Here is a 21077-nt window from a genome sequence, read left to right on the forward strand (position 1 = left end):
TGTTGCTCCTGTTATCGGATAAGAACTCGGGGAACGCATACTGGTTAAATATAATAAGTCGGCTAATTAATAGACTGGCCCGCCGGATACGGGCTTGGTTCCGGGATCGAGAGGGTCAACGCATAAACAGGTGCGTCCGTGAGGCGGTCGAGGCCAAGGAGACGCTTGATCGCCGAATGGCTCAGCGCTGCCGTAGGGCAGGCCGACAAGCCATGTCTGGTTGCCGCCAACATCATGTTCTGGCCGATATGGCCGGCCTCGATCAGCACGACACGATAGGCGTTGGGATCCTCATATTTCCACATGGTGCGGTCGAGCCTGGCGCAGAGCAGGATCAGGCATGGCATGGTATCAGCCCATTCCTGCCTGCCGACCAGTTCGGAGATCTTCGGCAGATGGTTGGCAGGGATCCTGCCGAGGTCGTGATCGGCGGCGGAATAATGATAGACGCCGGGTTCCAGACCCTCGACACCACGTGCGACCACATAGGCCTCATAAGGATTCCGCGCGCCGCCAGAAGGGGTCATGCCCAGCGGCAGGGCGCCAACGCAGTTGCTGGTCTCGCCGGTAATGCCCATGCCCGCGAACAGGCAATCGGAGAGCTGCTGCGCGGTGATGGTGGGCGCGGCAGCGGTGCGGTTGGTGCGGCGCCGCGCCATCAGGCTCAGCAGTTCATTGTCTTCGAGTGCGTTCGGCAGCCGGATGGCGCCGACGGCGTTCTTGAGCATGAGGTCGGGCTGCGCGACATGACCGGCGCGTTCGATCTGGCGGGCCTCGGCCTGTTCGATGGTCATGAATTCTGAGTCCTGGACGCAGAAATGCATCAGCGCGGTCGGAATGCCCCAGCTCCACTGTCCGGAGAACTGTGTTTCCTGTTCGGCCAGTGGCGAGCCGGCGGTGACCAGGGCGGAAAAATCAAGCAATTGCGGCACGACGGCATTGAGGTCGGATTTCGACCATCCGTGGGCGCGTGCAATCTCCGTCGTGGAGGCCCATTCGTCCCAGGACGCAAGAAGACCGATCACCTCGGGGCTGCATTCGAAGACGCTTCTGGTCAGGAAATTGCAGGCCGTGACCTTGTTGGTCCCGGGATAGAAAACAAGCGTTTTTGAAGAGCGCATTTTCATGATGCTGAATGCCGTTTTGTGAATGTGACGCGCCGACGGGCGAACATCCCGTCGGCGCCGAACGACTTCAGCGCTTGTTGTAGTGCATGCCCTGCGAGAAGAAGACGGTCTGCGTGCCCGCGGCAACCGTCAGCTTCGGGGCATTGCTCACTTTCTTGGCCATTTTTCGTCCCTTTCCCGACCCCCAAATGGGATCTGTTGAAAGATCCCCACCGTGGGATCCGCGAGAAGAAAGGTAAGGTCGAAAGAGTTAATGGTTTGTTAAAACCGTAGTAAAAGGCGCGCGATCTAAAATATCTTTCTTCGTGTTAAAGTTTAAAAAATCGATTTTTCTCGGATAAAGAGTAGGGCTACGCTAGCATACGCTCTTTCGAGGTATTCTTATTCTTATTTAGCGTAAATTGGGTGCGCGAGATCAGCCCTGCCCGTCCCGGGCGAGGCTGACGACCAACGGATCGATGCCCGGATCGTCAAGCTTGACGACATGCGCCATGCGGATCGCATGCCGTGGCCGGATGCCGGACATGTCCTGCCGCATGATGACCGATACGAATGCCGGCCCGGCCTCGGTCAGGAGCATGGCCTTGCCGATCAGAACCGGTTCGGAGATCGGCGCCCATTGCACGGAGATCAGTGAGGGCTCGCCGGTCTGGCGACGGTTGATGCCGCTGAAATAGATCCAGTTCAGGCGAGAGATCGCCACGCCATAGTGATTGCCGCGCGCCCGCGCCCATATCGAGCCACGGCGCTCCGACCACCCGGTGACCCGGCGGAATGTGACCAGTTCGGCCTCGCGACGCACGAAGGTTACCGACCGCACCAACAGGTCGGAACGGGTCGGGATCGAAAAATAGGTGAAATAGGTGCCTCCCGCGATCGATGGGGCGGGCGGGCGGATCATCTGCTTGAACAGGCTTTCCGAAATCGGCGGCAGGCCGGTGGCCATGGGCTCGGGAATGCCCGGGTCGCGATACAGTTCGGCTTCATCGATGCGGAAGTAGTCGCAGATCAGTTTGGCAGTGGCCTTGTTCGGAACGGTCTGCCCTTGCAGGTAACGTTCGAACTGCGTGCGGTTGATACCCAACTCGCGGCAAACCGCGCTTACGGAGGCATGGTCCTTGCAGAGCCGTCTGAGATTTGCAGCGAGATTCTCGCGAATGGACACGTCTTTGCTTTCGCGGGCGAATTCTTCATTCCGACTCGGAATCCATATAGCGCCTTCGGTCGCCCCCGCCGAAACGCCTTGTCGCAACTCACAGAAAAAACTGATTTGAGAACAGCAGTCTAATGGGGAGGCTTTCAAAAAAAATAGCGCAATCCGACAACGGTCATCGCCATAAGTCCAATTGACAATCTGTCTTGCCTCGAACCCAGCCAAATCGCCTATGGCTTTTTTCGGGGGCTTTGGCGCGCGGAACGTCGCATCGCCTTGCATCGCATGGGCTTGCGCCCTGGCGGCGCGCCAAAAACCGGAGAAGCGATTATTCCGATGGTGGAGCTGAGGAGGATCGAACTCCTGACCTCGTCATTGCGAACGACGCGCTCTCCCAGCTGAGCTACAGCCCCGTCCAACGGATGGCGCATTTATCGGGCGCGGCGGATTTCTGTCAAGGCGGCGTTTTGCCGAAATCCTCGTTGGCCGGCGCAGCGGCTGCCGGCCCTTGCCGGTTTCGCGTGCAATGGCTACATGTCGGCAACAATTGGAGACCGGCATGCTCGCCCTCATTCAAACCATCGTCATGGCGCTCGACCTCTACTGGTGGATCATCATCGCCTCGGCGATCTTTTCCTGGCTCTATGCCTTCAACGTCGTCAATTCGCGCAACCAGTTCGTCGGCAGCATCGGCAACATGCTCTATCGGCTGACCGAGCCGGCCCTGCGGCCGATCCGCCGCTTCATGCCCGACCTTGGCGGCATCGACATCTCGCCGATCATCCTGCTGTTGATCCTGTTCTTCGTCAGGCAGTTCATTCTCACCACGGTAGCCCCGCTGGTGCTGTGATCCCGACAATCGCATGAGCGCGCCGCTGCGCATCCGCGAGAACGGCATCGAACTGTTCGTCCGGCTGACGCCAAAATCTTCCATGGACAGGTTGGAAGGCGTCGAAACATCGGCGGACGGGCGAAGCCATTTGAAGGCGCGGGTCCGCGCCGTGCCGGAAAACGGCGCCGCCAATCAGGCGCTGGAAAAGCTGGTCGCCAAGACGCTGGGAGTGCCGACATCGGCCGTTTCGGTCGTCGCCGGCGGCACGGCACGGCTCAAGACGCTGCGCATAGCGGGTGATCCAGGGGCGCTGGCGCAGCGTGTCGAGGCGCTCGGCTGATCCGCAATCAGTGCTGTGGCACTTCCGAACTGACTGTCGGCGGGACAGCGCCCCCTTCGTCCTGCCGGACATCTCCCCCGCAAGGGAGGAGATTGGCCGCTTCGGCGCCTGCCCTCAATCGCCAAGCGGCAGCCTAGGGTCGTCGACCTTCAGCGTGTTCACGCTTTGCTTGATGCGGCGCAAATTCTCCAGCACCTTGGGGCCGCGCGTCTCCGCAACCGATGTCACGATCATGTCCACGATCGCCAGCAGCGCGTAGCGCGACGATGTGGGCTTGTAGATGTTGCCATCCTCGAGCGGCTGCAGGTGGATGACCGTGTCGGCCGCCTTGGCCAGCGTTGAATCGGGCGCCGTGACGGCCACCGTGGTGGCACCATATTGCTGCGCGACCTGCACCGCCTCGATGACCGAGCGGGCATAGCCGGACACTGAAAAGGCGACCAGCGTGGTTTCCGGCGTGGCAACGGCGGCGTACATGCGCTGCAACTGGCCGTCGATCTGGGCCAGCACCGGCAGGCCGAGCCGGAACAGCCGGTTCTGCATCTCGGTCGCCATCATCGAGGAGATGCCGCCGGAGCCGATGCACAGCACATTGCCTGACGTCGCGATGCGCTCGGCGACAGCGACCAGCGTCGTCATGTCGAGGTTCTCGCTGGCGCGCTGGATGGCCGATATCGCGGCCTCGGTGATGGCGGAGGCGATGCGCTGCTCGCGGGCGTCGCGGCTCAGCGGCTCGGGCGACAGATACTGGCCGCCGATGGCTATGGCCTGCGCCAGGTAGAATTTGAAGTCGCGCAGCCCCTCGCAGCCGAGATTGCGGCAGAAGCGGGTTACCGTAGGCTCGCTGACGCCGACGCGTGCGGCAATCTCGGAGATCGCGGCCTTGGAGGCGAAATCGAGATCGGACAGCACGAGGCCAGCCAGCCGGCGATCCGACTTGGTGCCGTCCTGCGACATCAGCTGCAGCCGCGTGATGATGTCGGCCGGCGTCTTCATGCCCGTGTTTTCGTCTTCATGTTGGTACTTCTCGTTTTACAGCGGCAGGCCTGTCGCCTTGTCGAACAGATGGATGTTGCCAGGATCGACCGAGACCGGCAGCAGGTCGCCCGGACTGACCGGCACCCTGTCGCGGAACACGGCGCGCACCGTATCGGCGCCGATGACGCCATAGACGTGGGTTTCAGAGCCGGTCGGCTCGACGACATCCACCTTGAGCGCCATGGCGTCGGCGGCTTCACCGATGATGAAATGCTCGGGTCGGATGCCGGCCTCCACGGCGCTGCCCGCCGGCACCGCCTTGCCGGCAAGCGCCAGCCGGCCGCCGCCGGCCGATTCGAACCATGTCTTCTCAGGCGTCGCCTTCAGTGCCCCCGACACAAAGCTCATCGACGGCGAGCCGAGGAAGCCGGCGACGAACTTGTTGGCCGGCCTGTCATAGAGCTCGAGCGGCGCTCCGACCTGCTGGATCCGGCCACGGTCCATCACCACGATGCGGTCGGCCATGGTCATGGCCTCGATCTGGTCATGCGTGACGTAGACGATCGTCGACTTCAGCCGCTGGTGCAGCGCCTTGATCTCGGTGCGCATCTGCACGCGCAATTGGGCGTCGAGGTTGGACAGGGGTTCGTCGAACAGGAACACCGACGGTTCGCGCACGATGGCGCGGCCCATGGCGACGCGCTGGCGCTGGCCGCCCGACAATTGCCGGGGATAGCGATCGAGATAGGAGAACAGGTTGAGGACGCCCGAGGCCTTCTTGACCTTCTGGTCGACGGCCGCGCGGGTCTCGCCGCGGATCTTCGGGCCGAAGCCGATATTGTCCGAGGCTTTCAGATGCGGGAACAGCGCATAGGACTGAAACACCATGGCGATGTTGCGCTGCTGTGGCGGCAGGTCGTTGGCGCGCACGCCGCCGATCAGGAGATCGCCTGACGTGATCGTCTCCAGCCCGGCCAGCATGCGCAGCAAGGTCGACTTGCCGCAGCCGGACGGGCCGACCAGCACCACGAATTCGCCGCTCTTGATGTCGAGGCCGATGTCCTCGAGGATCCTGTGCTGGCCGAAGGATTTCGACAGGTTGCGAAACAGGACGTCGGTCATGGTCACGCTCCCAATATGTCGTCGATGAACGGCAGGCAGCCGGCGGTCAGCCCCGCATCCACGGGCATCACCACGCCTGTTACGCCCGAGGCGCGGTCCGACGCAAGGAAAGCCACGGCTTCGGCCACTTCCGAGGCATTGACGATGCGGCCGAGCGGGTAAAGCCGCTGTAACTTGCCCAGGATTTCCGGATCCTTGGCCAGGCGATGATCCCAGGCGGCGGTGCGGATCGATCCCGGGCAGACGACATTGGCGCGCACGCCGCTGCGGCCAAGCTCGACCGCGATCGATTTGGCATAGGCGTTGATGCCGGCCTTGGCGGCCGCATAGGCCGGATTGCCGAAATGCGCGATGGCGTTGACGGAAGAGATGAAGACGACGCTGCCTGAGCCGCGCGCGGCCATCGCCTTGGCAATAGGATCGGCGAAGGTCATGACCCCGGTCAGATTGAGGTCGAGTTCATGCTCGATATTGTCGGCGTTGAGTGCGGAGATCGTCTCGGCACGCGTCCAGCCGGCATTGTTGATCAGGATGTCGGGCACGCCGTCCTTGTCCAGCACAGCGGCGATCCCCGCCTCGATCGAAGCCCGGTCGAGAAGGTTGAAGACATGGCGCGAGGCAAGCCGCGGGCTTGCCAGCGCCTCCTCGGACTGGTCACAGCCGACCACCCGCGCCCCCCTCCCGGCCAGCAGTGCGACGATGGCCGAGCCAAGGCCGCCGCCGGCACCGGTGACGACAACAGTGCGGCCTGCGAATTCGGCTTTCGAAACCACGGCGCTTGCTCCTCCCGCAGGTCAGGCAGATGCCGGCAGGCTAAAGAAAGGAATGTAATTAAGCAACATGATAATCCGCTTGCATGGCGCGTATTCATCGATAATGTAGGAAAGTCACATAATCTTGTGCCAGCTATCGGCACAGGCAGCGCAAATGCGCGAAACAATGGGAGAGATCGGATGAGCCTAGCCAAATGGACTGCCGGCCTGATGGCCGGAATGAGCATGCTGGCCTTCGCGGCGCAGGCGACTGCGGGTGAGGTGCGCGTCACCGTCGCCGAATACAGTGCCAAGACCGGCCCCTATTTCGAGGAGGTGAAGAAGGAGTTCGAGGCAAAGAACCCCGGCATCACCGTCAAGTTCGAAGTCGTGCCGTGGGATGTGCTCCTGCAGAAGCTGACCACCGACATCACCGCCGGCACCAATGCGGATCTGTCGATCATCGGCACGCGCTGGCTGATCGACTTCGTCCAGCAGGATGTCGCCGAGCCGCTCGACGGCTACATCACGCCCGAATTCAAGGGCCGTTTCATCGATACCTTCCTGTCGCCCTCGATCATGAACGGCAAGACCTACGGCCTGCCGATCGCGGCGTCTGCCCGGGCCATGTATTACAACAAGGAGCTGTTCGAGAAGGCCGGCATCGCCAAGCCGCCGGCAACCTGGACCGAGTTGCAGGACGATGCCCGCAAGATCAAGGCGCTGGGGTCCGGTACTTTCGGGTTCGGCCTGCAGGGCAAGGAGATCGAGACCGACGTCTATTACTACTACGCCATGTGGTCGCAGGGCACCGAGATCCTCAACAAGGATGGCACGTCGGGCCTCGGCACGCCGGGCGCGCTCGAAGCCGCCAAGCTCTACAAGTCGATGATCGACGAAGGCCTGACCGAGCCGGGCGTCACCTCCAACAACCGCGAGGATGTGCAGAACCTGTTCAAGCAGGGCAAGGTCGGCATGATGATCACCGCGCCCTTCCTGTCCAACCAGATCAAGGACGAGGCACCGACCCTGAAATACGGCGTCGCCGCCATTCCGGCCGGCCCGACCGGGGCGCGCGGCACTTATGGCGTCACCGACTCGATGATCATGTTCAAGAACTCCAAGAACAAGGATGAGGCCTGGAAGCTGATGGACTTCCTGTTCACCACGGAGCAACGCGCCAAGTTCACGCAGGGCGAGGGCTTCCTGCCGGTGAACAAGGACGAGGCCAAGATGGATTACTACGTCAACAATGCCGACCTCGCCGCCTTCACAGCGCTTTTGCCCGACGCCCGCTTCGCGCCGGTCATCCCGGGCTGGGAAGAGGTTGCCCAGATCACGTCCGATGCCATGCAGAAGATCTATCTCGGTGGCGACCCCGAGGCAGGCCTGAAGGACGCGGCGGCCAAGGCCAATGCAGTGTTGAAGAAATAGCGGCCGTGCTCAAGAAATAGGGCGTATCTCCCTGCGCCCGTGGCGCGCCTCAGATTCAGGCGGGGCGCGCCACTCCCCTTGGTTTCCCGATCCGAAATTCGCATAAGCAGAACCTTCTGATCCTGTGCGCCGAGGTTGCAGGCCAACCGATGCAAAATCGTTTCTTACCCTATCTTCTGACCTTGCCCAGCCTGTTCCTGGCGGCGGTCGTCATCTTCTGGCCGGTCTGGGACCTGATCCAGATCTCGACGCATGACGTCAACCGCTTCGGCCAGTTGCGCGAATTCAGCGGCCTTGCCAATTTCGCGGCGCTTGCCGCCGATCCCGACTTCGTCGCGGCACTCTGGCGCACCGGTCTATGGACCGTGCTGGTGGTCGGCGGCGCACTGCTGCTGTCGGTGCCGGTGGCGATGATCCTCAACACCGATTTTTATGGCCGCGGTCTTGCCCGTGTCATCATCATGCTGCCCTGGGCGGTGTCGCTAACCATGACGGCGGTGGTCTGGCGCTGGGCGCTGAGCGGTGAAAGCGGCATGCTGAACTCGGCGCTGCTCGGGCTTGGCCTGATCGACCACAACATCCAGTGGCTGGCCAGCGCCGAGACGGCGTTTCCGATGCAGGTGCTGATCGGCATATTGGTGACGGTGCCGTTCACCACGACGATCTTCCTCGGCGGCCTGTCGTCGATCCCGGACGATCTCTACGAGGCGGCCGCCCTTGAGGGTGCCACGCCGCTGCAGCAGTTCCGCGAGATCACCTTTCCGTTGTTGAAACCGTTCATCAACATCGCCATCGTGCTCAACACCATCTATGTCTTCAATTCGTTCCCGATCATCTGGGTGATGACGCAGGGCGGGCCGGCCAACTCGACCGACATCCTGGTCACCCACCTTTACAAGCTGGCTTTCCGCATCGGCAAACTGGGTGAGGCCTCGGCGGTGTCGCTGGTGATGTTCGCCATATTGCTGGTCTTCACCATGATCTATGTGCGCCTCGCCATGCGGGAGCAACGCGCATGACGCCCAAGCTCAAACGCACCATCATCGCCTGGCTGCTTTTGGCGCCTTTGATCGTGGTGACGATCTTTCCCTTCGCGGTGATGTTCCTGACCGCGGTCAAGCCACGGCAGGAAGTGCTGTCACCGACATGGTGGCCGAGCGAGTTCCGCTGGTCGAACTTCTCCGACATGTGGGTGGCGACCGGTTTCGGCCAGGCGCTGGCCAACTCGCTCTATGTGTCGGTCATCGCCACGGTCGGCGCCATCCTGATCTCCGTACCCGCCGCCTATGCGATGTCGCGCTTTCGCTTTGCCGGCTATGGGGCCTTTCGCCAGTTCCTGCTGATCTCGCAGATGATCTCGCCGATCGTGCTGGTGCTCGGCCTGTTCCGGCTGATGGCCGCCTGGGGGCTGGTCGAATCGACGACGGCGCTGGGCTTCATCTACATGGCCTTCAACGTCGCCTTTACCGTGTGGATGCTGCAGAGCTATTTCGACACCATTCCGCGCGATCTCGAGGAAGCCGCCTGGATGGAAGGCGCCGGCCGCTGGCTGACCCTGCGCAAAGTGTTCCTGCCGCTCTGCCTGCCGGCGATCGCGGTCACGGCGATCTTCACCTTCATCAACGCCTGGAACGAATTCGTCGTGGCGCTGACCATGCTGCGCAGCCAGGAGAGCTACACGCTGCCGATTCAGGTCTTTTCTCTCGTCGCCGGCCGCTACACGATCGAGTGGCATCACGTCATGGCCGCGACTTTGCTGGCGACGCTGCCGGTGGCGATCCTGTTCATCTGGCTGCAGCGATATCTTGTCAGGGGACTGGCGCTCGGGGCGGTCAAGTAGCCGGCAATCACCACGGAGTCTTCATGCGTATCTTCACCGCCTCGCTGGCGACCGAAACCAACACCTTCTCGCCGGTGCCGACCGACCGGGCCTCGTTCGAGATGGCGTTCTATGCCGGGCCGGGCAAGCATCCCGAGACGCCGACATTGTGTTCCTCGCCGATCGTGGCCTTGCGCCGGCGCGCAGCCGCCGAAGGACTGACCGTGATCGAAGGCACCGCCACATGGGCCGAGCCCGGCGGCCTGGTGCAGCGGCAGACCTTCGAGGCGCTGCGCGACGAGATTCTCGGGCAGCTCGAGGCGGCACTGCCGGTCGACGCGGTCATCCTCGGCCTGCATGGCGCCATGGTGGCGCAAGGCTATGACGACTGCGAAGGCGACCTGCTTGAGCGCGTGCGGGCAATTGTCGGACCCAAGGTGGTGATCGCCTCCGAGTTCGATCCGCACAGCCATTTGACGCCGAAGCGCGTGGCCGCCTCCGATATCATGGCCTATTTCCTCGAATTCCCGCACACCGACTTCTATGAACGCGGCGAACATGTCGTCGAGCTTGGCCTGGCTGCCGCGCGCGGCGAGATCAAGCCGGCGATTTCGACCTTCGACTGCCGCATGATCCAGGTGCTGCCGACCAGCCGCGAGCCGATGCGCTCCTTCGTGGACCGTATCAAGGCGATGCATGGCAAGGACGGTGTGCTGTCGGTATCGGTCATCCACGGCTTCATGGCCGCCGACGTGCCGGAAATGGGCACGCGCATCCTCGTCGTCACCGACAATGACAAGGCCAGGGGCGATGCGCTGGCGCAACAGCTTGGACGCGAACTCTATGCCATGCGTGAAAATACGGCGATGACGATGCTTGATACCGCCGACGGCATCGACCGGGCGCTGGCCGTACGTGCCCGGAATCCCGGCAAGCCGGTGGTCATCGCCGACATCTGGGACAATCCCGGCGGCGGCGTTCCCGGCGACGGCACCTTCGTGTTGCGCCAGATGCTGGCGCGCGGCCTGGACAAGTTCGGCGTGGCGACGATCTGGGATCCGATTGCCGTGACCTTCTGCCTGGCGGCCGGCGAGGGCGCCGTCATCGACCTGCGTTTCGGCGGCAAGGCCGGACCTCAGGCGGGCGAGCCGATCGATGCGCGCGTCAAGGTGCTGAAGGCCGTTAACGAGGGGTGGCAGAGTTTCGGGCCAAGCCGGGTGACACTTGGGCCGGCCGCTTTGGTCCGCATCGAGGGTACCGAGGTCGACATCATCCTCAACACCAACCGCACGCAGACTTTCGAGCCGGACATTTTCTCCAACATCGGCGTCGATCCGCTGGCCAAGGACATGCTGCTGATCAAGTCGACCAACCATTTCTATGCCGGATTCGAACCGATAGCCGCCGAGATCATCTATGTCTCTGCGCCGAGTTCCTATCCGAGCAATCCTGCGGTGACGGATTACAAGAAGCTGACACGGCCGGTGTGGCCGAGGGTGAAGGATCCGTGGAAGGCGTGACGCTGCTGATCTCCCCCTCGAGGGGGGATTGGCTGGCGTTACACCAGCCCCCGCTTCACCATCATCGCCTCGGGCGAAGGCATCTTGCCGCGGAAGGCCGTGTAGAGCTCTTCCGGGTCCTTGGAACCGCCGGCGGCGTAGATGTTCTTCCTCAGCCGCTCGGCCAGCGCCGGGTTGAAGGGATCGCCGGTCTCCTCGAAGGCGGCGAAGGCATCGGCGTCCAGCACTTCCGACCACATGTAGGAATAGTAGCCGGCCGAATAGCCGTCGCCCGAGAAGACATGGCCGAAATGCGGGGTGCGGTGGCGCATGGCAATGGTGTCGGGCATGTCAAGCCTGGCGAGCGTTTCGGCTTCGAAACGAAGCGGCTCCGCCGGGGCATCGGGCCGGGCGTGATAGGCCATGTCCATCAAGGCGGAAGACGTGAATTCGACCGTGGCGAAGCCGGCCCCGAACGTGCGCGTGGCCAGCATCTTGTCGAGCAGTGCCTTCGGCATCGGCTTGCCTGTCTTGACATGCAGGGCGTGCTTTTCCAGCACCGCCGGCACCGTCAGCCAATGCTCGTAGAGCTGCGAAGGCAGCTCTACGAAATCGCGGCTGACCGAAGTGCCCGCGACCGACGGCCAGGTGACGTCGGTCAGCATGCCATGCAGCGCATGGCCGAATTCATGGAACAGCGTCTTCGCCTCGTCGACCGACAGCAGTGCCGGTTCGCCGGCCGGCGGCTTTGCGAAGTTCATGATGTTGTAGATCACCGGCTTCGAGCCTTGGCCAAGCTTGTAGCCGGACTTCAGCGCGCTCATCCAGGCGCCGGACCGCTTCGAGGGCCGCGCGAAATAGTCGGCAAGGAACAGGGCACGCTCGCTGCCATCGGCATTCTTCACCACGAAGACGCGTGCATCGGGATGCCAGGCGGCAATGCCTTTCTTCTCCTCGAAGCTGATGCCGAACAGTTTGGTCGCCACGTCGAAGCAGGCGTCGATGACGCGGTCGAGCTGGAGGTAGGGCTTCAGTTCCGCCTCGTCGAAAGCGAATTTTTCCGCGCGCAGCTTCTCCTGGTAGAAACGCCAGTCCCAGGCGGCGAATTTTTCATTGCTGCCGGCTTCCGCCGCCAGCCGTTCCAGTTCCTTCTGGTCGGCGGCGGCCTTTTCCAGCGCCTTTTCCCATACCGGATCGAGCAGCGCGTGCACCGCCTTCGGCGTCTTGGCCATGGTGTCGTCTAGCTTCAGTGCGGCGAAGGAGGCGTAGCCGAGCAGTTTCGCCTTTTCGGCGCGCAGCTTCAGCATGTCGCGCACCACGGATGTGTTGTCGCTGGCGCCACCATTCTGGCCGCGCATGGTGAAGGCGCGGAAGGCGATCTCGCGCAGGTCGCGGCGTTCCGAGAAGGTCGTGAACGGCTCGTAGATCGAGCGCGACAAAGTGACGGCGTAGCGGCCTTTCTGGCCGCGCGTCTCGGCGGCCTCGGCCATCGAACTCTTCAGGAAATCCGGCAGGCCGGCAAGATCGGCCTCGTCGAGGAACAGCGCCCAGTCGCGCTCGTCTGCCAGCACGTTCTGGCCGAAAGTCGTGCCGAGGGACGACAGTTCTTCATTGATCCTGGCCAGCCGCTTCTTGCCCTCGGCATCGAGCTTGGCGCCGGAGCGGACAAAACCCTTCCAGGTCTTCTCCAGCACCCGCAAGGTCTCGGCGTCGAGCCCGAGGCTCTCGCGGCGCTGGTAGAGGTCGTCGATGCGGGCGAAAAGCTTCTCGTTCATCGAGATCGCCGAGAAATGCCTGGACATTTTTGGCGAGATGTCGCGCTCCAGCGCCTGGATCGTATCGTTGGTGTAGGCGCCGGCCCGGCACCAGAAGATCGACGAGACGTGATCGAGCGCCTCGCCGCCCAGCTCCAGCGCTTCAAGCGTGTTCTCGATGGTCGGTGCATCCTTGTTGGCGGCGATCGCGTCGATCTCGGCCTCATGCGCCTTCAGCGCCGCGTCGAAGACGGGGGAAAAATCACCGTCGCCGATATGGGCGAAGTCCGGCAGACCGAGCGGGCCCTGCCACGCGGTCAGCGGATGGGCGGCGAGGTCGACGGCTTTCGTGGAGGACATGGAGGGTCTTTCGCTGGCATCAAGGAGGAGGGTGTCACCGATGTAGGGCGCGGCCCGCGGGGCCGCAATATGGCAGTTGGCCGATCCGCCTCAATAGCCTTCGCAGTTTTCGGCGATTGCCGCTTGCGAACTGGCGGATATGCGGTTGTCTGTCACCGCGAAGGTCTCCTGCATCAGCATGTCGTTGTTGGGGAAGTCGTAGCAGGCGATCACCGTGGTGACACCGCCCTCGTTCTTCTCGATCCGGTGGCGGATCGCGGCACCCGCTACCGCGCCTTTCCATTCGTCGAGCGAGGCGATGAACTCCTCCTTGCTTTGAACGATGCCGAGGTCATCGAGCTTGATGCGGACATCGTCGGCAAGCAGGTCGGCGAGTTCGGTACGGTCGGCGACCAGCAGCGCCGCATACCAGCGGCTGATGATGGCGCCGTCATCGGCGCGGGCGGCGATAATTGCCACCAGCAGTGCGGCCGCCGTGAAAACGATCGACCGGACGTTCATCGCCTGGCGCACCACCCCGTTCATTCCAGCACCGGCCGCTCGAAATCGCCGGTGTCCTTGTTCATCACCCAGAGCTCACCGGTCGAAATGTCGAACCAGGCCCCGTGCAGCGACAGCCGGCCCTTGCCCTCGAGGATCGAGACGCAAGGAAAGGTCCTGAGGTTGGCGATGGAATAGCGGATCGAGATGCGCTCGAGCGCGGTCTGACGCTCCGTCGCCGTCATGAAGGTGCTGGAGGAAACGGTCTCGGCGGCCGGCGCGATCAGGCTCATCCACTTGCCGATGAAGTCGCCGGGGGACAGCGGCGCGGAATTGGGGTCGAGCGCGGCGCGGATGCCGCCGCAGCGGCCGTGGCCCATGACGACGATGTTCTTGACCTTGAGGCTCTGCACCGCGAATTCGAGCGCGGCCGAGGTCGAGTGGAACTCGCCATCCGGCTCGTAGGGCGGCACCAGATTGCCGACATTGCGCAGCACGAAGAGTTCGCCCGGCCCGGCGTCGAAGATCGCTTCGGGGGCCGAGCGGGAATCGCAGCAGGCGACGATCATCGTCTCGGGGGCCTGCCCCTCTCGGGCGAGCTCGCGATAGCGGCCGCTCTCGGTGAGGTAGCGGCCATTCATGAAATTGCGGTAGCCGGCTAGGAGGTGGTCGGGAAGGTGAGGCATGGGCGGCTAAGGCCTTTCCGGGGTTGGAGGCGGCAGCTCGTTGCGGTCGAGAAAGCCTCTAACGGCAAAAGCCTGTTGCGAGCAATGCAGAATTGTAGGGGCTGGGCATAAATGCCATGCGCCAAGGCGGGGCGTGTGTCGACATTCATGCCCAGATGGCGACCGGTATGCCAAAACCGTCAGCGAGCGGCGGGTTGGGAAATGGCTTCGCGCTGCCGCTGGCGATGCGGCCGGCGATCAGCATCATGACAGCCGCGTCGAGGAAATCGTCCGCGGCCGCCCCGCGCGGCGGCGGCTGGTCGAGAAAGCTCATCTCATAACCGTGCCGGCACAGCAGCGCCTTGCGCTCCGCCATGCCGGCCGGATTGACGCTGCCCTTGATCTTCTTCGGCAATTGCATGGCCTGATCGCCATTCAAGCGGCAGAAGGCGACTTCGGGATGCGATTCGAAGACGCGGCCGCGCAGATCCGGCCGCGCGATCAGCAAAGTATCGATCTCGCGGATTTTCGAGAAAATGCCGAAGGCCTGGATGGAAACGCCGCGCGGCGGGTCGGATGTGGCCCTGGCCACCTCGCTTGCCTTGCGATGCGCGGCATACCAAGCTTCGACGGTGATGAAATCGCTCGTGTCGGCGTAGAGCGCGGCGCGGGACGGGATCGAAAAGACGCTGGACTGGCGTGCCCCGAGCAGTGGCCTGACCAGCGCTTCCGGTCCGCGCCCGCCTTTGCTGGAAAATTCGGGCAGGCCGATCGGCATGTCGACGGCGACAATCGCATTGTCCGGGCTTGCCTTGAGCAATGCGGCGAAGCTGGCGAACACCTCGACTTGGGGCGCCGAACCGGGGTTACGAGGTGTCGAACCAGGGTTACGAGGTGTCGAACCGTGCTCGCGCCGCACGGCGATCCAGCCGGCCTTGCAGCCATCGGCGCCGACGAGCACGACCCCGGTCGAAGTCACGCCCGGCGGTCCCGCCCCGGATGCGTGAGGTGACGCAGCTGCACCATGGCCATCGGGTGCGACAGGCTCTGGGCGTCGGTCTCGAGCTGCAGCTCGTCGCCGCCCCGTTTGGCGGTGCGCGCCAGGATCTCGTAGACCGCCGCCGTGGTCGACTGCAGCGCCTTGATCGGCGGCTGGCCGGAAAGGATGCGGGCGAGGTAGACGGCCGCCGTCAGGTCGCCCAGGCCGTTCGGCGGCTTGTCGATCAGGCGGTGCTCGGCAAGCAGGGCCTGGGTGCCGTCGAGCAGCAGATTGCCGGTACCGCCTGACATCATCGACTGTGCCGAGGTGACCAGCATGGTCGACGGTCCGGCATGGAGTGCCGCCGAAATCACCGATTTCAGATCGGGCAAGGGAACGCCGGCCATCCATTCGAGCTCATAGCGATTGGGCGTGGCGATGTTGGCGATCGGCATCAGCCGGTCGCGCATGGCGGCAGCGGTGGACTCGGGCACATAGAGGCCGCCGGAATCGCCCATCACCGGATCGCAGATATAGACGGCGTCCGGCGTCCTGGCCTTGACCGCGGCAACCAGCGAGGCGACGGCCTCGGCCTGGCCGGCCTCGCCCAGATAGCCCGACAGCACGGCGCCGACCTCTCCCAGCCATGGCGCGCGCTCGAGATCGGCCATCAGTGCCTTGAACTGGTCGAGTGGCGGCACGATGCGCGTCGCCCGCCCATGGCCGGGATGCCAGGGCAGGATGACCGTCGGCACCGCCCAGACCGGAAAGCCCAGCGTCTCCAGTGCGAAGACGGCGGCACGATTGCCGACCGAACCGCGTGCGACATGGCTGGAAATGACGATGACCGCGCGCGGCGCGTCGGGTTTCTCGGCACTCATTGTTTGTGATTCCTAGCTGCCCCGGGTGAGGAAAAGCACGAGCCAGACCATCAGGCCCAGCGCCAGAAGCAGGCCGAGTATCCTGCCAATGCGTGTGCCCCAGACTTCGATCGGGTCCGCGCGGTCGGCGTCGGCGGCGGCGACGTGGTCGCGCATGCCTTTCGTCGTCCGCGCCACGAAGGAGGCGCCGGCCGGGTCGGTTTCTTGCGCAACGCGCTCTAGGATACGGCGCGATTCCCTGTCGCTGTCCGGACGTTCCGCCATGATGATGTCCCGTTTTGCCCGGACCTTATCGCGTTCGCGCGGCCAATCACAGGGCCTTGCGAGAGGACGACGCATGCCGGCTTGTTCGTGAGGTCGAGGCCGTTTTCTTGCGCGCCGATTGTGGTAATGCTTCGCATGCAACTTCTACCGAGGGACCCCATCATGCTTGCCCAGCGCCTTGCCCGACCATCGACATTCCGCACGCTGCCCGCCTTCCTGATGATGGCAATCGTGCTGCCGCTGCTTGCCGGCTGCGGCTACAACACGATCCCGACGGCGGAGGAAAACGCCAAGGCGGCATGGAGCGAGGTGCTGAACCAGTATCAGCGCCGCGCCGATCTCATCCCCAATCTGGTCGAGACGGTCAAAGGCTATGCCTCGCATGAGAAGGACACGCTCGACGCTGTCGTCGAGGCCCGCGCCAAGGCGACGCAGATCACGGTGACGCCGGATACGCTGAAGGATCCCGAAGCCCTCAAGAAATTCCAGGATGCCCAGGCCGGGCTGACCAGCGCGCTGTCGCGGCTGATCGCGGTGTCGGAGGCCTACCCCGACCTCAAGGCCAACCAGAATTTCCTGGCGCTGCAGGCACAGCTCGAAGGTACGGAGAATCGCATCGCAGTGGCGCGGCGCGACTACATCCAGGCGGTCAGGGACTATAATCTGACGCTGAAGACCTTCCCGTCCGTGCTCTGGGCCACCTTCTGGTTCCGCGGCAACGAGCCCTTCGCCAATTTCACCGTCGACGAAGACAAGATGCAGCCGCCGAAGGTCGATTTCGGCACGAAGCAGGGCGGGTGATAGCCGGGGCCAAACGTGGTGATCTTGCAGGCCGATGAGGGACGACGCCTGGCTCGCCTTGTCGCAGCCATGCTCTTCATCCTGGTGCTTCCGTTCGCGGCCTTCGCGGCGGACCTGCCGGCGCTCACGGGCCGCGTTGTCGACAATGCGGGCATCATCGATGCCTCGACCAAGGCGGCGCTGACGCAAAAACTCGCCGACTTCGAGACAAAGGGTTCCGACCAGATCGTCGTCGCCACCATTCCCAGCCTGGACGGCGAGGAGATCGAACCCTACGCCAACCGGCTGTTCCGCTTCTGGAAGCTCGGCCAGGCCAAGGAGAACAACGGCGTCCTGCTGCTGGTCGCGCCGAACGATCGCAAGATGCGCATCGAGGTCGGCTACGGGCTGGAAGGCACGCTGACCGACCTGCACACCAAGCTGATCATCGAAAACGACATGGTGCCGGCGTTCCGTGCCGGCGACTTCTCGGGTGGCATCTCCAAGGCCGTCGACGACATGGTCATGGTGCTGGAAGGCAATCCTGAGGAGCTCGAAGCACGCGGCAAGCGCAACCAGGAGGCGCCGTTCAATTCCGACGACCTGTTCTTCGCTATCTTCATCAGCATCTGGGCGATCATCTTCTTCGGCAGTATCGCCGCCTCCATCCTGCCGCCGATCTTTGGCCAGAAGCTCGGGCCAGGACGCTATCGCTGGCTTGGCATGACCTTCGAACCCGGACGGCGCTCCTCATCCCGGGGCGGCTGGTCCTCGGGAAGTTCCGGCGGCGGCTGGTCTTCGGGTGGCGGTGGCTTTTCCGGCGGCGGCGGTTCGTCCGGCGGTGGTGGCTCCTCGGGAAGCTGGTGAGCGCATGACGACACGCACCATCGGCACGCCGAGGCCTGGTTTCCTTAGCCCGGCGATCCACGCTGTCCTGACGGCTCTGGCGTTGCTGCTGTCCTGCTTGGCGGCCTTCGCGGCGGACCTGCCGGCGCTCACGGGCCGCGTTGTCGACAATGCGGGCATCATCGATGCCTCGACCAAGGCGGCGCTGACGCAAAAACTCGCCGACTTCGAGACAAAGGGTTCCGACCAGATCGTCGTCGCAACCATTCCCAGCCTGGACGGCGAGGAGATCGAACCCTACGCCAACCGGCTGTTCCGCTTCTGGAAGCTCGGCCAGGCCAAGGAGAACAACGGCGTCCTGCTGCTGGTCGCGCCGAACGATCGCAAGATGCGCATCGAGGTCGGCTACGGGCTGGAAGGCACGCTGACCGACCTGCACACCAAGCTGATCATCGAAAACGACATGGTGCCGGCGTTCCGTGCCGGCGACTTCTCGGGTGGCATCTCCAAGGCCGTCGACGACATGGTCATGGTGCTGGAAGGCAATCCTGAGGAGCTCGAAGCACGCGGCAAGCGCAATCCCGCCGACAGCAGTGCCCCCATCGATCCCATCGTCGCGGTGTTCCTGATCCTGTGGGCGACGCTGTTCTTCGGCGGCCTGGCCATGGCATTCCTGCCGCCGATGTTCGGCACGAAACTGTCGCCGGGCGTGTATAGATGGCTGGGCATGACGTTTCGTTACGGCCGGGGGCCAAGCGGATCATCCTCGGGCTCCAGGGGCTGGACAACGGGTTCGTCAGGCGGCGGCTGGTCGTCGGGAAGCTCCAGCAGTGGCTGGTCGTCCGGGTCGAGCAGCGGCGGCGGGTTTTCGGGCGGCGGTGGCTCGTCCGGTGGTGGCGGTTCTTCAGGAAGCTGGTGAGACAATGGCAACACGACCGATCAGCCCGCAGGATCATGAGCGCATTGCCGATGCGATCCGCGCCGCCGAGGCCAGAACCGATGGCGAGATCTACTGCGTCATCGCGCGCGCCAGCGACGGCTATTTCGCCCCCGCCGCCCTGATGGCGACGCTTGGCATGCTGGTCGTCAGCCTTGCTGTCGCCTATGGCCTCGAGGCATGGTGGCTGACCATCCGCCTGCCGCATTTCGTCATCGCCGAGCTTTTGGCGCTTGTCTGCGTGCTGGCCCTGCTGTGGGCATTGCCCGGCCTGCGCATCCATATGGTGCCGCGGCGGCTGCGCTATCGCGCGGCGCACGACAATGCGATCAAGCAGTTCCTCGCCCGCAACGTCCACCGCACCACGGCGCGCACCGGCGTGCTGATCTTCGTCTCGATCGCCGAACGTTATGCCGAGGTGGTCGCCGATTCGGGCATCGACGCCAAGGTCGGCCAGCATGTCTGGGATGGTGTGGTGCGCGATCTCACGGCGCACGCCGGCGACGACCGGCTTGCCGACGGTTTTGTCAAGTCGATAGAACAGGTGGGCGCGGTGCTGGCCGAGCATTTCCCGGTCACTTCGCTCGATACCAATGAGCTGGACGACCATCTGGTCGAAATCTGAGAGCCTGCCGGCAGCCGCTCCTCACCGATCGGGGCTGTTTCAGGGCGGGTTTTGCCAATGTCAGCAGTGTCAGCGGCGGTTGTGAGAAAGCGGCCGGCGAGCCGCCCGGACTCTTTGCAATCGGGCCATGCGGGTTTATGGTTAACAAATCATGAATACGCTGACGATCGACATCCGCAAAGCCGAACCGCGCGACGCTGGCGCCATCGCCGAGGTGCATCTGGAAGCCTGGCGCGGCGCCTATTCCGGCATTATTCCACACCGCACGCTGACATCGATGATCAACCGCCGGGGCGCCGACTGGTGGGCGAATGCGATTCGCCGCGCCGCCACCGTTCTGGTGGTTGAAATCGGCGGCACGATCGCCGGCTATGCGACGATCGGCAAGAACCGCGCCCGGGAGCTCAAGCAGCAAGGCGAGATCTACGAATTGTACCTGCGCCCGGAATATCAGGGCATCGGTCTCGGCCGTCGCCTGTTCGCGGCAGCCAGGGCGCGTCTTGCCGACCATGGCCTGAAAGGCATGGTGGTATGGGCGCTGGAAGATAACCAGAACGCGTTGGCCTTCTATGCCGGCGCCGGCGGCCGCGATATCGCCGAGGGTGTCGAAATCTTCGAGCAGAAGGCGCTGAAGAAGGTCGCCTTCGTCTGGGAGTGACCGCCCAGGGATGATTGCGGCAAGCCAAGCCGGTGCATGGTTCGTATCCCATGCCAAATCACGGCGCTGAAACATCTTGTGCCGATGATTGAACGTGCCGGATGCCGGCGCGTCCCGCCCGACCTTGGTGAGCACCATTCGCCGCATTGCACCATTCCGCGCCGCCCGCTATCTCCTCCCAATCGAGAGAGGGACAAAGCCATGCGCATTGAAGCCATAGCCATCGGAAAGAATCCGCCTGAGGATATCAACGTCATCATAGAAGTGCCGATCGGCGGCGAGCCGATCAAGTATGAGATGGACAAGGAGGCCGGCACGTTGTTCGTCGACCGCTTCCTGCACACCTCGATGCGCTACCCCGGCAATTACGGCTTCGTACCACACACGCTATCGGGTGACGGCGATCCGATCGACGTACTGGTCTGCAACACGCGCGCGCTGGTGCCGGGCTGCGTCATCAATGTCAGGCCGATCGGCGTGCTGGTGATGGAAGACAATGCCGGTCAGGACGAAAAGGTCATCGCCGTACCGTCGCCGAAGCTGACGCTGCGCTACGAGAACGTTACCGAGTACACGCATCTGCCCGACATCACGCGCCAGCAGGTGCAGCACTTCTTCGAACACTACAAGGATCTCGAGCCCGGCAAATGGGTCAAGATCGAAGGCTGGCACGATTCCAAATATGCCAAGAAGATGATCGTCGAGGCGATCGAACGGGCGAAGAAGAGCAAGTAATGCCGAACCTCGCACGGCCTAGGTAGATTTGGCGAAGCCTCTCAGCTTCGTCATACC

Annotated in this window: 23 protein-coding genes and 1 tRNA gene; 12 read left to right on the top strand and 12 right to left on the bottom strand. The window is 63.3% G+C overall.

Features of this window, described 5'->3' with window-relative positions; genetic code table 11:
* Positions 1-62: 62 nt before the first annotated feature.
* From EB231_RS05825 to EB231_RS05835, 3 genes are all read right to left on the bottom strand, one after another.
* Positions 63-1121 carry a SagB/ThcOx family dehydrogenase gene (locus EB231_RS05825; protein WP_246740883.1) on the bottom strand — a complete coding sequence of 353 codons (1059 nt, stop codon included), beginning with the start codon at positions 1119-1121 and terminating at the stop codon, positions 63-65.
* A gap of 421 nt (positions 1122-1542) precedes the next feature.
* A complete protein-coding gene (locus EB231_RS05830) occupies positions 1543-2292 on the bottom strand; it encodes a helix-turn-helix domain-containing protein (protein WP_172352823.1) in 750 nt (249 codons plus the stop codon).
* A gap of 325 nt (positions 2293-2617) precedes the next feature.
* Positions 2618-2693 (bottom strand) — tRNA-Ala (locus EB231_RS05835).
* A 146-nt stretch (positions 2694-2839) separates the two neighbouring features.
* Between EB231_RS05835 and EB231_RS05840 the strand changes: the two genes are divergently transcribed.
* Positions 2840-3130 carry a YggT family protein gene (locus EB231_RS05840; RefSeq protein WP_027047523.1) on the top strand — a complete coding sequence of 97 codons (291 nt, stop codon included), beginning with the start codon at positions 2840-2842 and terminating at the stop codon, positions 3128-3130.
* A 13-nt stretch (positions 3131-3143) separates the two neighbouring features.
* Positions 3144-3452, top strand: coding sequence for a DUF167 domain-containing protein (locus EB231_RS05845; RefSeq protein ID WP_172347993.1), 309 nt, complete (start codon positions 3144-3146; stop codon positions 3450-3452).
* 114 nt (positions 3453-3566) lie between these two features.
* Here the strand turns inward: EB231_RS05845 and EB231_RS05850 are convergent, their stop codons facing one another.
* From EB231_RS05850 to EB231_RS05860, 3 genes are read right to left on the bottom strand one after another with little or no spacing between them, the layout of a single operon-like run.
* Positions 3567-4448, bottom strand: a complete 882-nt coding sequence (locus EB231_RS05850) for a MurR/RpiR family transcriptional regulator (protein WP_172347994.1) — start codon at positions 4446-4448, stop codon at positions 3567-3569.
* Positions 4449-4484: 36 nt separating this feature from the next.
* Positions 4485-5552, bottom strand: coding sequence for an ABC transporter ATP-binding protein (locus EB231_RS05855; RefSeq protein WP_172347995.1), 1068 nt, complete (start codon positions 5550-5552; stop codon positions 4485-4487).
* 2 nt (positions 5553-5554) lie between these two features.
* The gene (locus tag EB231_RS05860; RefSeq protein ID WP_172347996.1) at positions 5555-6325 is read right to left on the bottom strand and encodes an SDR family NAD(P)-dependent oxidoreductase; all 771 of its coding nucleotides are present in this window, start codon (positions 6323-6325) and stop codon (positions 5555-5557) included.
* A 180-nt stretch (positions 6326-6505) separates the two neighbouring features.
* Here EB231_RS05860 and EB231_RS05865 point away from each other — a divergent pair, with 180 nt between their 5' ends.
* The 4 genes from EB231_RS05865 (at position 6506) to EB231_RS05880 (ending at position 11077) form a co-directional block, all read left to right on the top strand.
* Positions 6506-7738 (top strand): ABC transporter substrate-binding protein, encoded by a 1233-nt coding sequence (locus tag EB231_RS05865; RefSeq protein WP_172347997.1) that lies wholly within the window; start codon positions 6506-6508, stop codon positions 7736-7738.
* Positions 7739-7887: 149 nt separating this feature from the next.
* Complete coding sequence (locus EB231_RS05870; RefSeq protein ID WP_056574965.1) at positions 7888-8757, top strand: carbohydrate ABC transporter permease; 870 nt, start codon at positions 7888-7890, stop codon at positions 8755-8757.
* Positions 8754-9578, top strand: a complete 825-nt coding sequence (locus EB231_RS05875; RefSeq protein ID WP_172347998.1) for a carbohydrate ABC transporter permease — start codon at positions 8754-8756, stop codon at positions 9576-9578. The genes EB231_RS05870 and EB231_RS05875 overlap by 4 nt, the downstream gene beginning before the upstream one ends.
* Before the next feature lie 23 nt (positions 9579-9601).
* On the top strand, positions 9602-11077 hold the full coding sequence (locus EB231_RS05880) for a M81 family metallopeptidase (protein WP_172347999.1): 1476 nt from the start codon (positions 9602-9604) through the stop codon (positions 11075-11077).
* 38 nt (positions 11078-11115) lie between these two features.
* Here the strand turns inward: EB231_RS05880 and EB231_RS05885 are convergent, their stop codons facing one another.
* The 6 genes from EB231_RS05885 to EB231_RS05910 form a co-directional block, all read right to left on the bottom strand.
* Positions 11116-13170, bottom strand: a complete 2055-nt coding sequence (locus tag EB231_RS05885) for a M3 family metallopeptidase (protein WP_172348000.1) — start codon at positions 13168-13170, stop codon at positions 11116-11118.
* Between the two features lie 90 nt (positions 13171-13260).
* Complete coding sequence (locus tag EB231_RS05890; protein WP_172348001.1) at positions 13261-13695, bottom strand: nuclear transport factor 2 family protein; 435 nt, start codon at positions 13693-13695, stop codon at positions 13261-13263.
* Complete coding sequence (locus EB231_RS05895) at positions 13692-14336, bottom strand: carbonic anhydrase (protein ID WP_140775970.1); 645 nt, start codon at positions 14334-14336, stop codon at positions 13692-13694. Before EB231_RS05895 ends, EB231_RS05890 begins: the two co-directional genes overlap by 4 nt.
* Before the next feature lie 145 nt (positions 14337-14481).
* On the bottom strand, positions 14482-15294 hold the full coding sequence (locus EB231_RS05900; RefSeq protein WP_172348002.1) for a DUF429 domain-containing protein: 813 nt from the start codon (positions 15292-15294) through the stop codon (positions 14482-14484).
* A complete protein-coding gene (gene pdxY / locus EB231_RS05905) occupies positions 15291-16175 on the bottom strand; it encodes a pyridoxal kinase PdxY (protein WP_172348003.1) in 885 nt (294 codons plus the stop codon). Before pdxY ends, EB231_RS05900 begins: the two co-directional genes overlap by 4 nt.
* 12 nt (positions 16176-16187) lie before the next feature.
* Positions 16188-16439 carry a hypothetical protein gene (locus EB231_RS05910; RefSeq protein ID WP_172348004.1) on the bottom strand — a complete coding sequence of 84 codons (252 nt, stop codon included), beginning with the start codon at positions 16437-16439 and terminating at the stop codon, positions 16188-16190.
* 162 nt (positions 16440-16601) lie between these two features.
* On the opposite strand from EB231_RS05910, the gene EB231_RS05915 reads away from it, so the two are divergent.
* The 6 genes from EB231_RS05915 (at position 16602) to ppa (ending at position 21020) form a co-directional block, all read left to right on the top strand.
* Entirely contained in the window at positions 16602-17240 is a 639-nt protein-coding gene (locus EB231_RS05915; protein ID WP_172348005.1) for a LemA family protein, read from the top strand.
* Between the two features lie 69 nt (positions 17241-17309).
* The gene (locus EB231_RS05920; protein ID WP_172352824.1) at positions 17310-18086 is read left to right on the top strand and encodes a TPM domain-containing protein; all 777 of its coding nucleotides are present in this window, start codon (positions 17310-17312) and stop codon (positions 18084-18086) included.
* A gap of 4 nt (positions 18087-18090) precedes the next feature.
* Entirely contained in the window at positions 18091-18984 is an 894-nt protein-coding gene (locus EB231_RS05925) for a TPM domain-containing protein (protein WP_172348006.1), read from the top strand.
* 4 nt (positions 18985-18988) lie between these two features.
* Complete coding sequence (locus EB231_RS05930) at positions 18989-19627, top strand: TPM domain-containing protein (RefSeq protein WP_172348007.1); 639 nt, start codon at positions 18989-18991, stop codon at positions 19625-19627.
* A 151-nt stretch (positions 19628-19778) separates the two neighbouring features.
* Positions 19779-20285, top strand: a complete 507-nt coding sequence (locus tag EB231_RS05935) for a GNAT family N-acetyltransferase (RefSeq protein ID WP_172348008.1) — start codon at positions 19779-19781, stop codon at positions 20283-20285.
* Between the two features lie 201 nt (positions 20286-20486).
* On the top strand, positions 20487-21020 hold the full coding sequence (gene ppa, locus EB231_RS05940; protein WP_056575002.1) for an inorganic diphosphatase: 534 nt from the start codon (positions 20487-20489) through the stop codon (positions 21018-21020).
* Positions 21021-21077 lie beyond the last annotated feature (57 nt).

Origin of the sequence: Mesorhizobium sp. NZP2298 (assembly GCF_013170825.1) — a bacterium.
GTDB lineage: Bacteria > Pseudomonadota > Alphaproteobacteria > Rhizobiales > Rhizobiaceae > Mesorhizobium.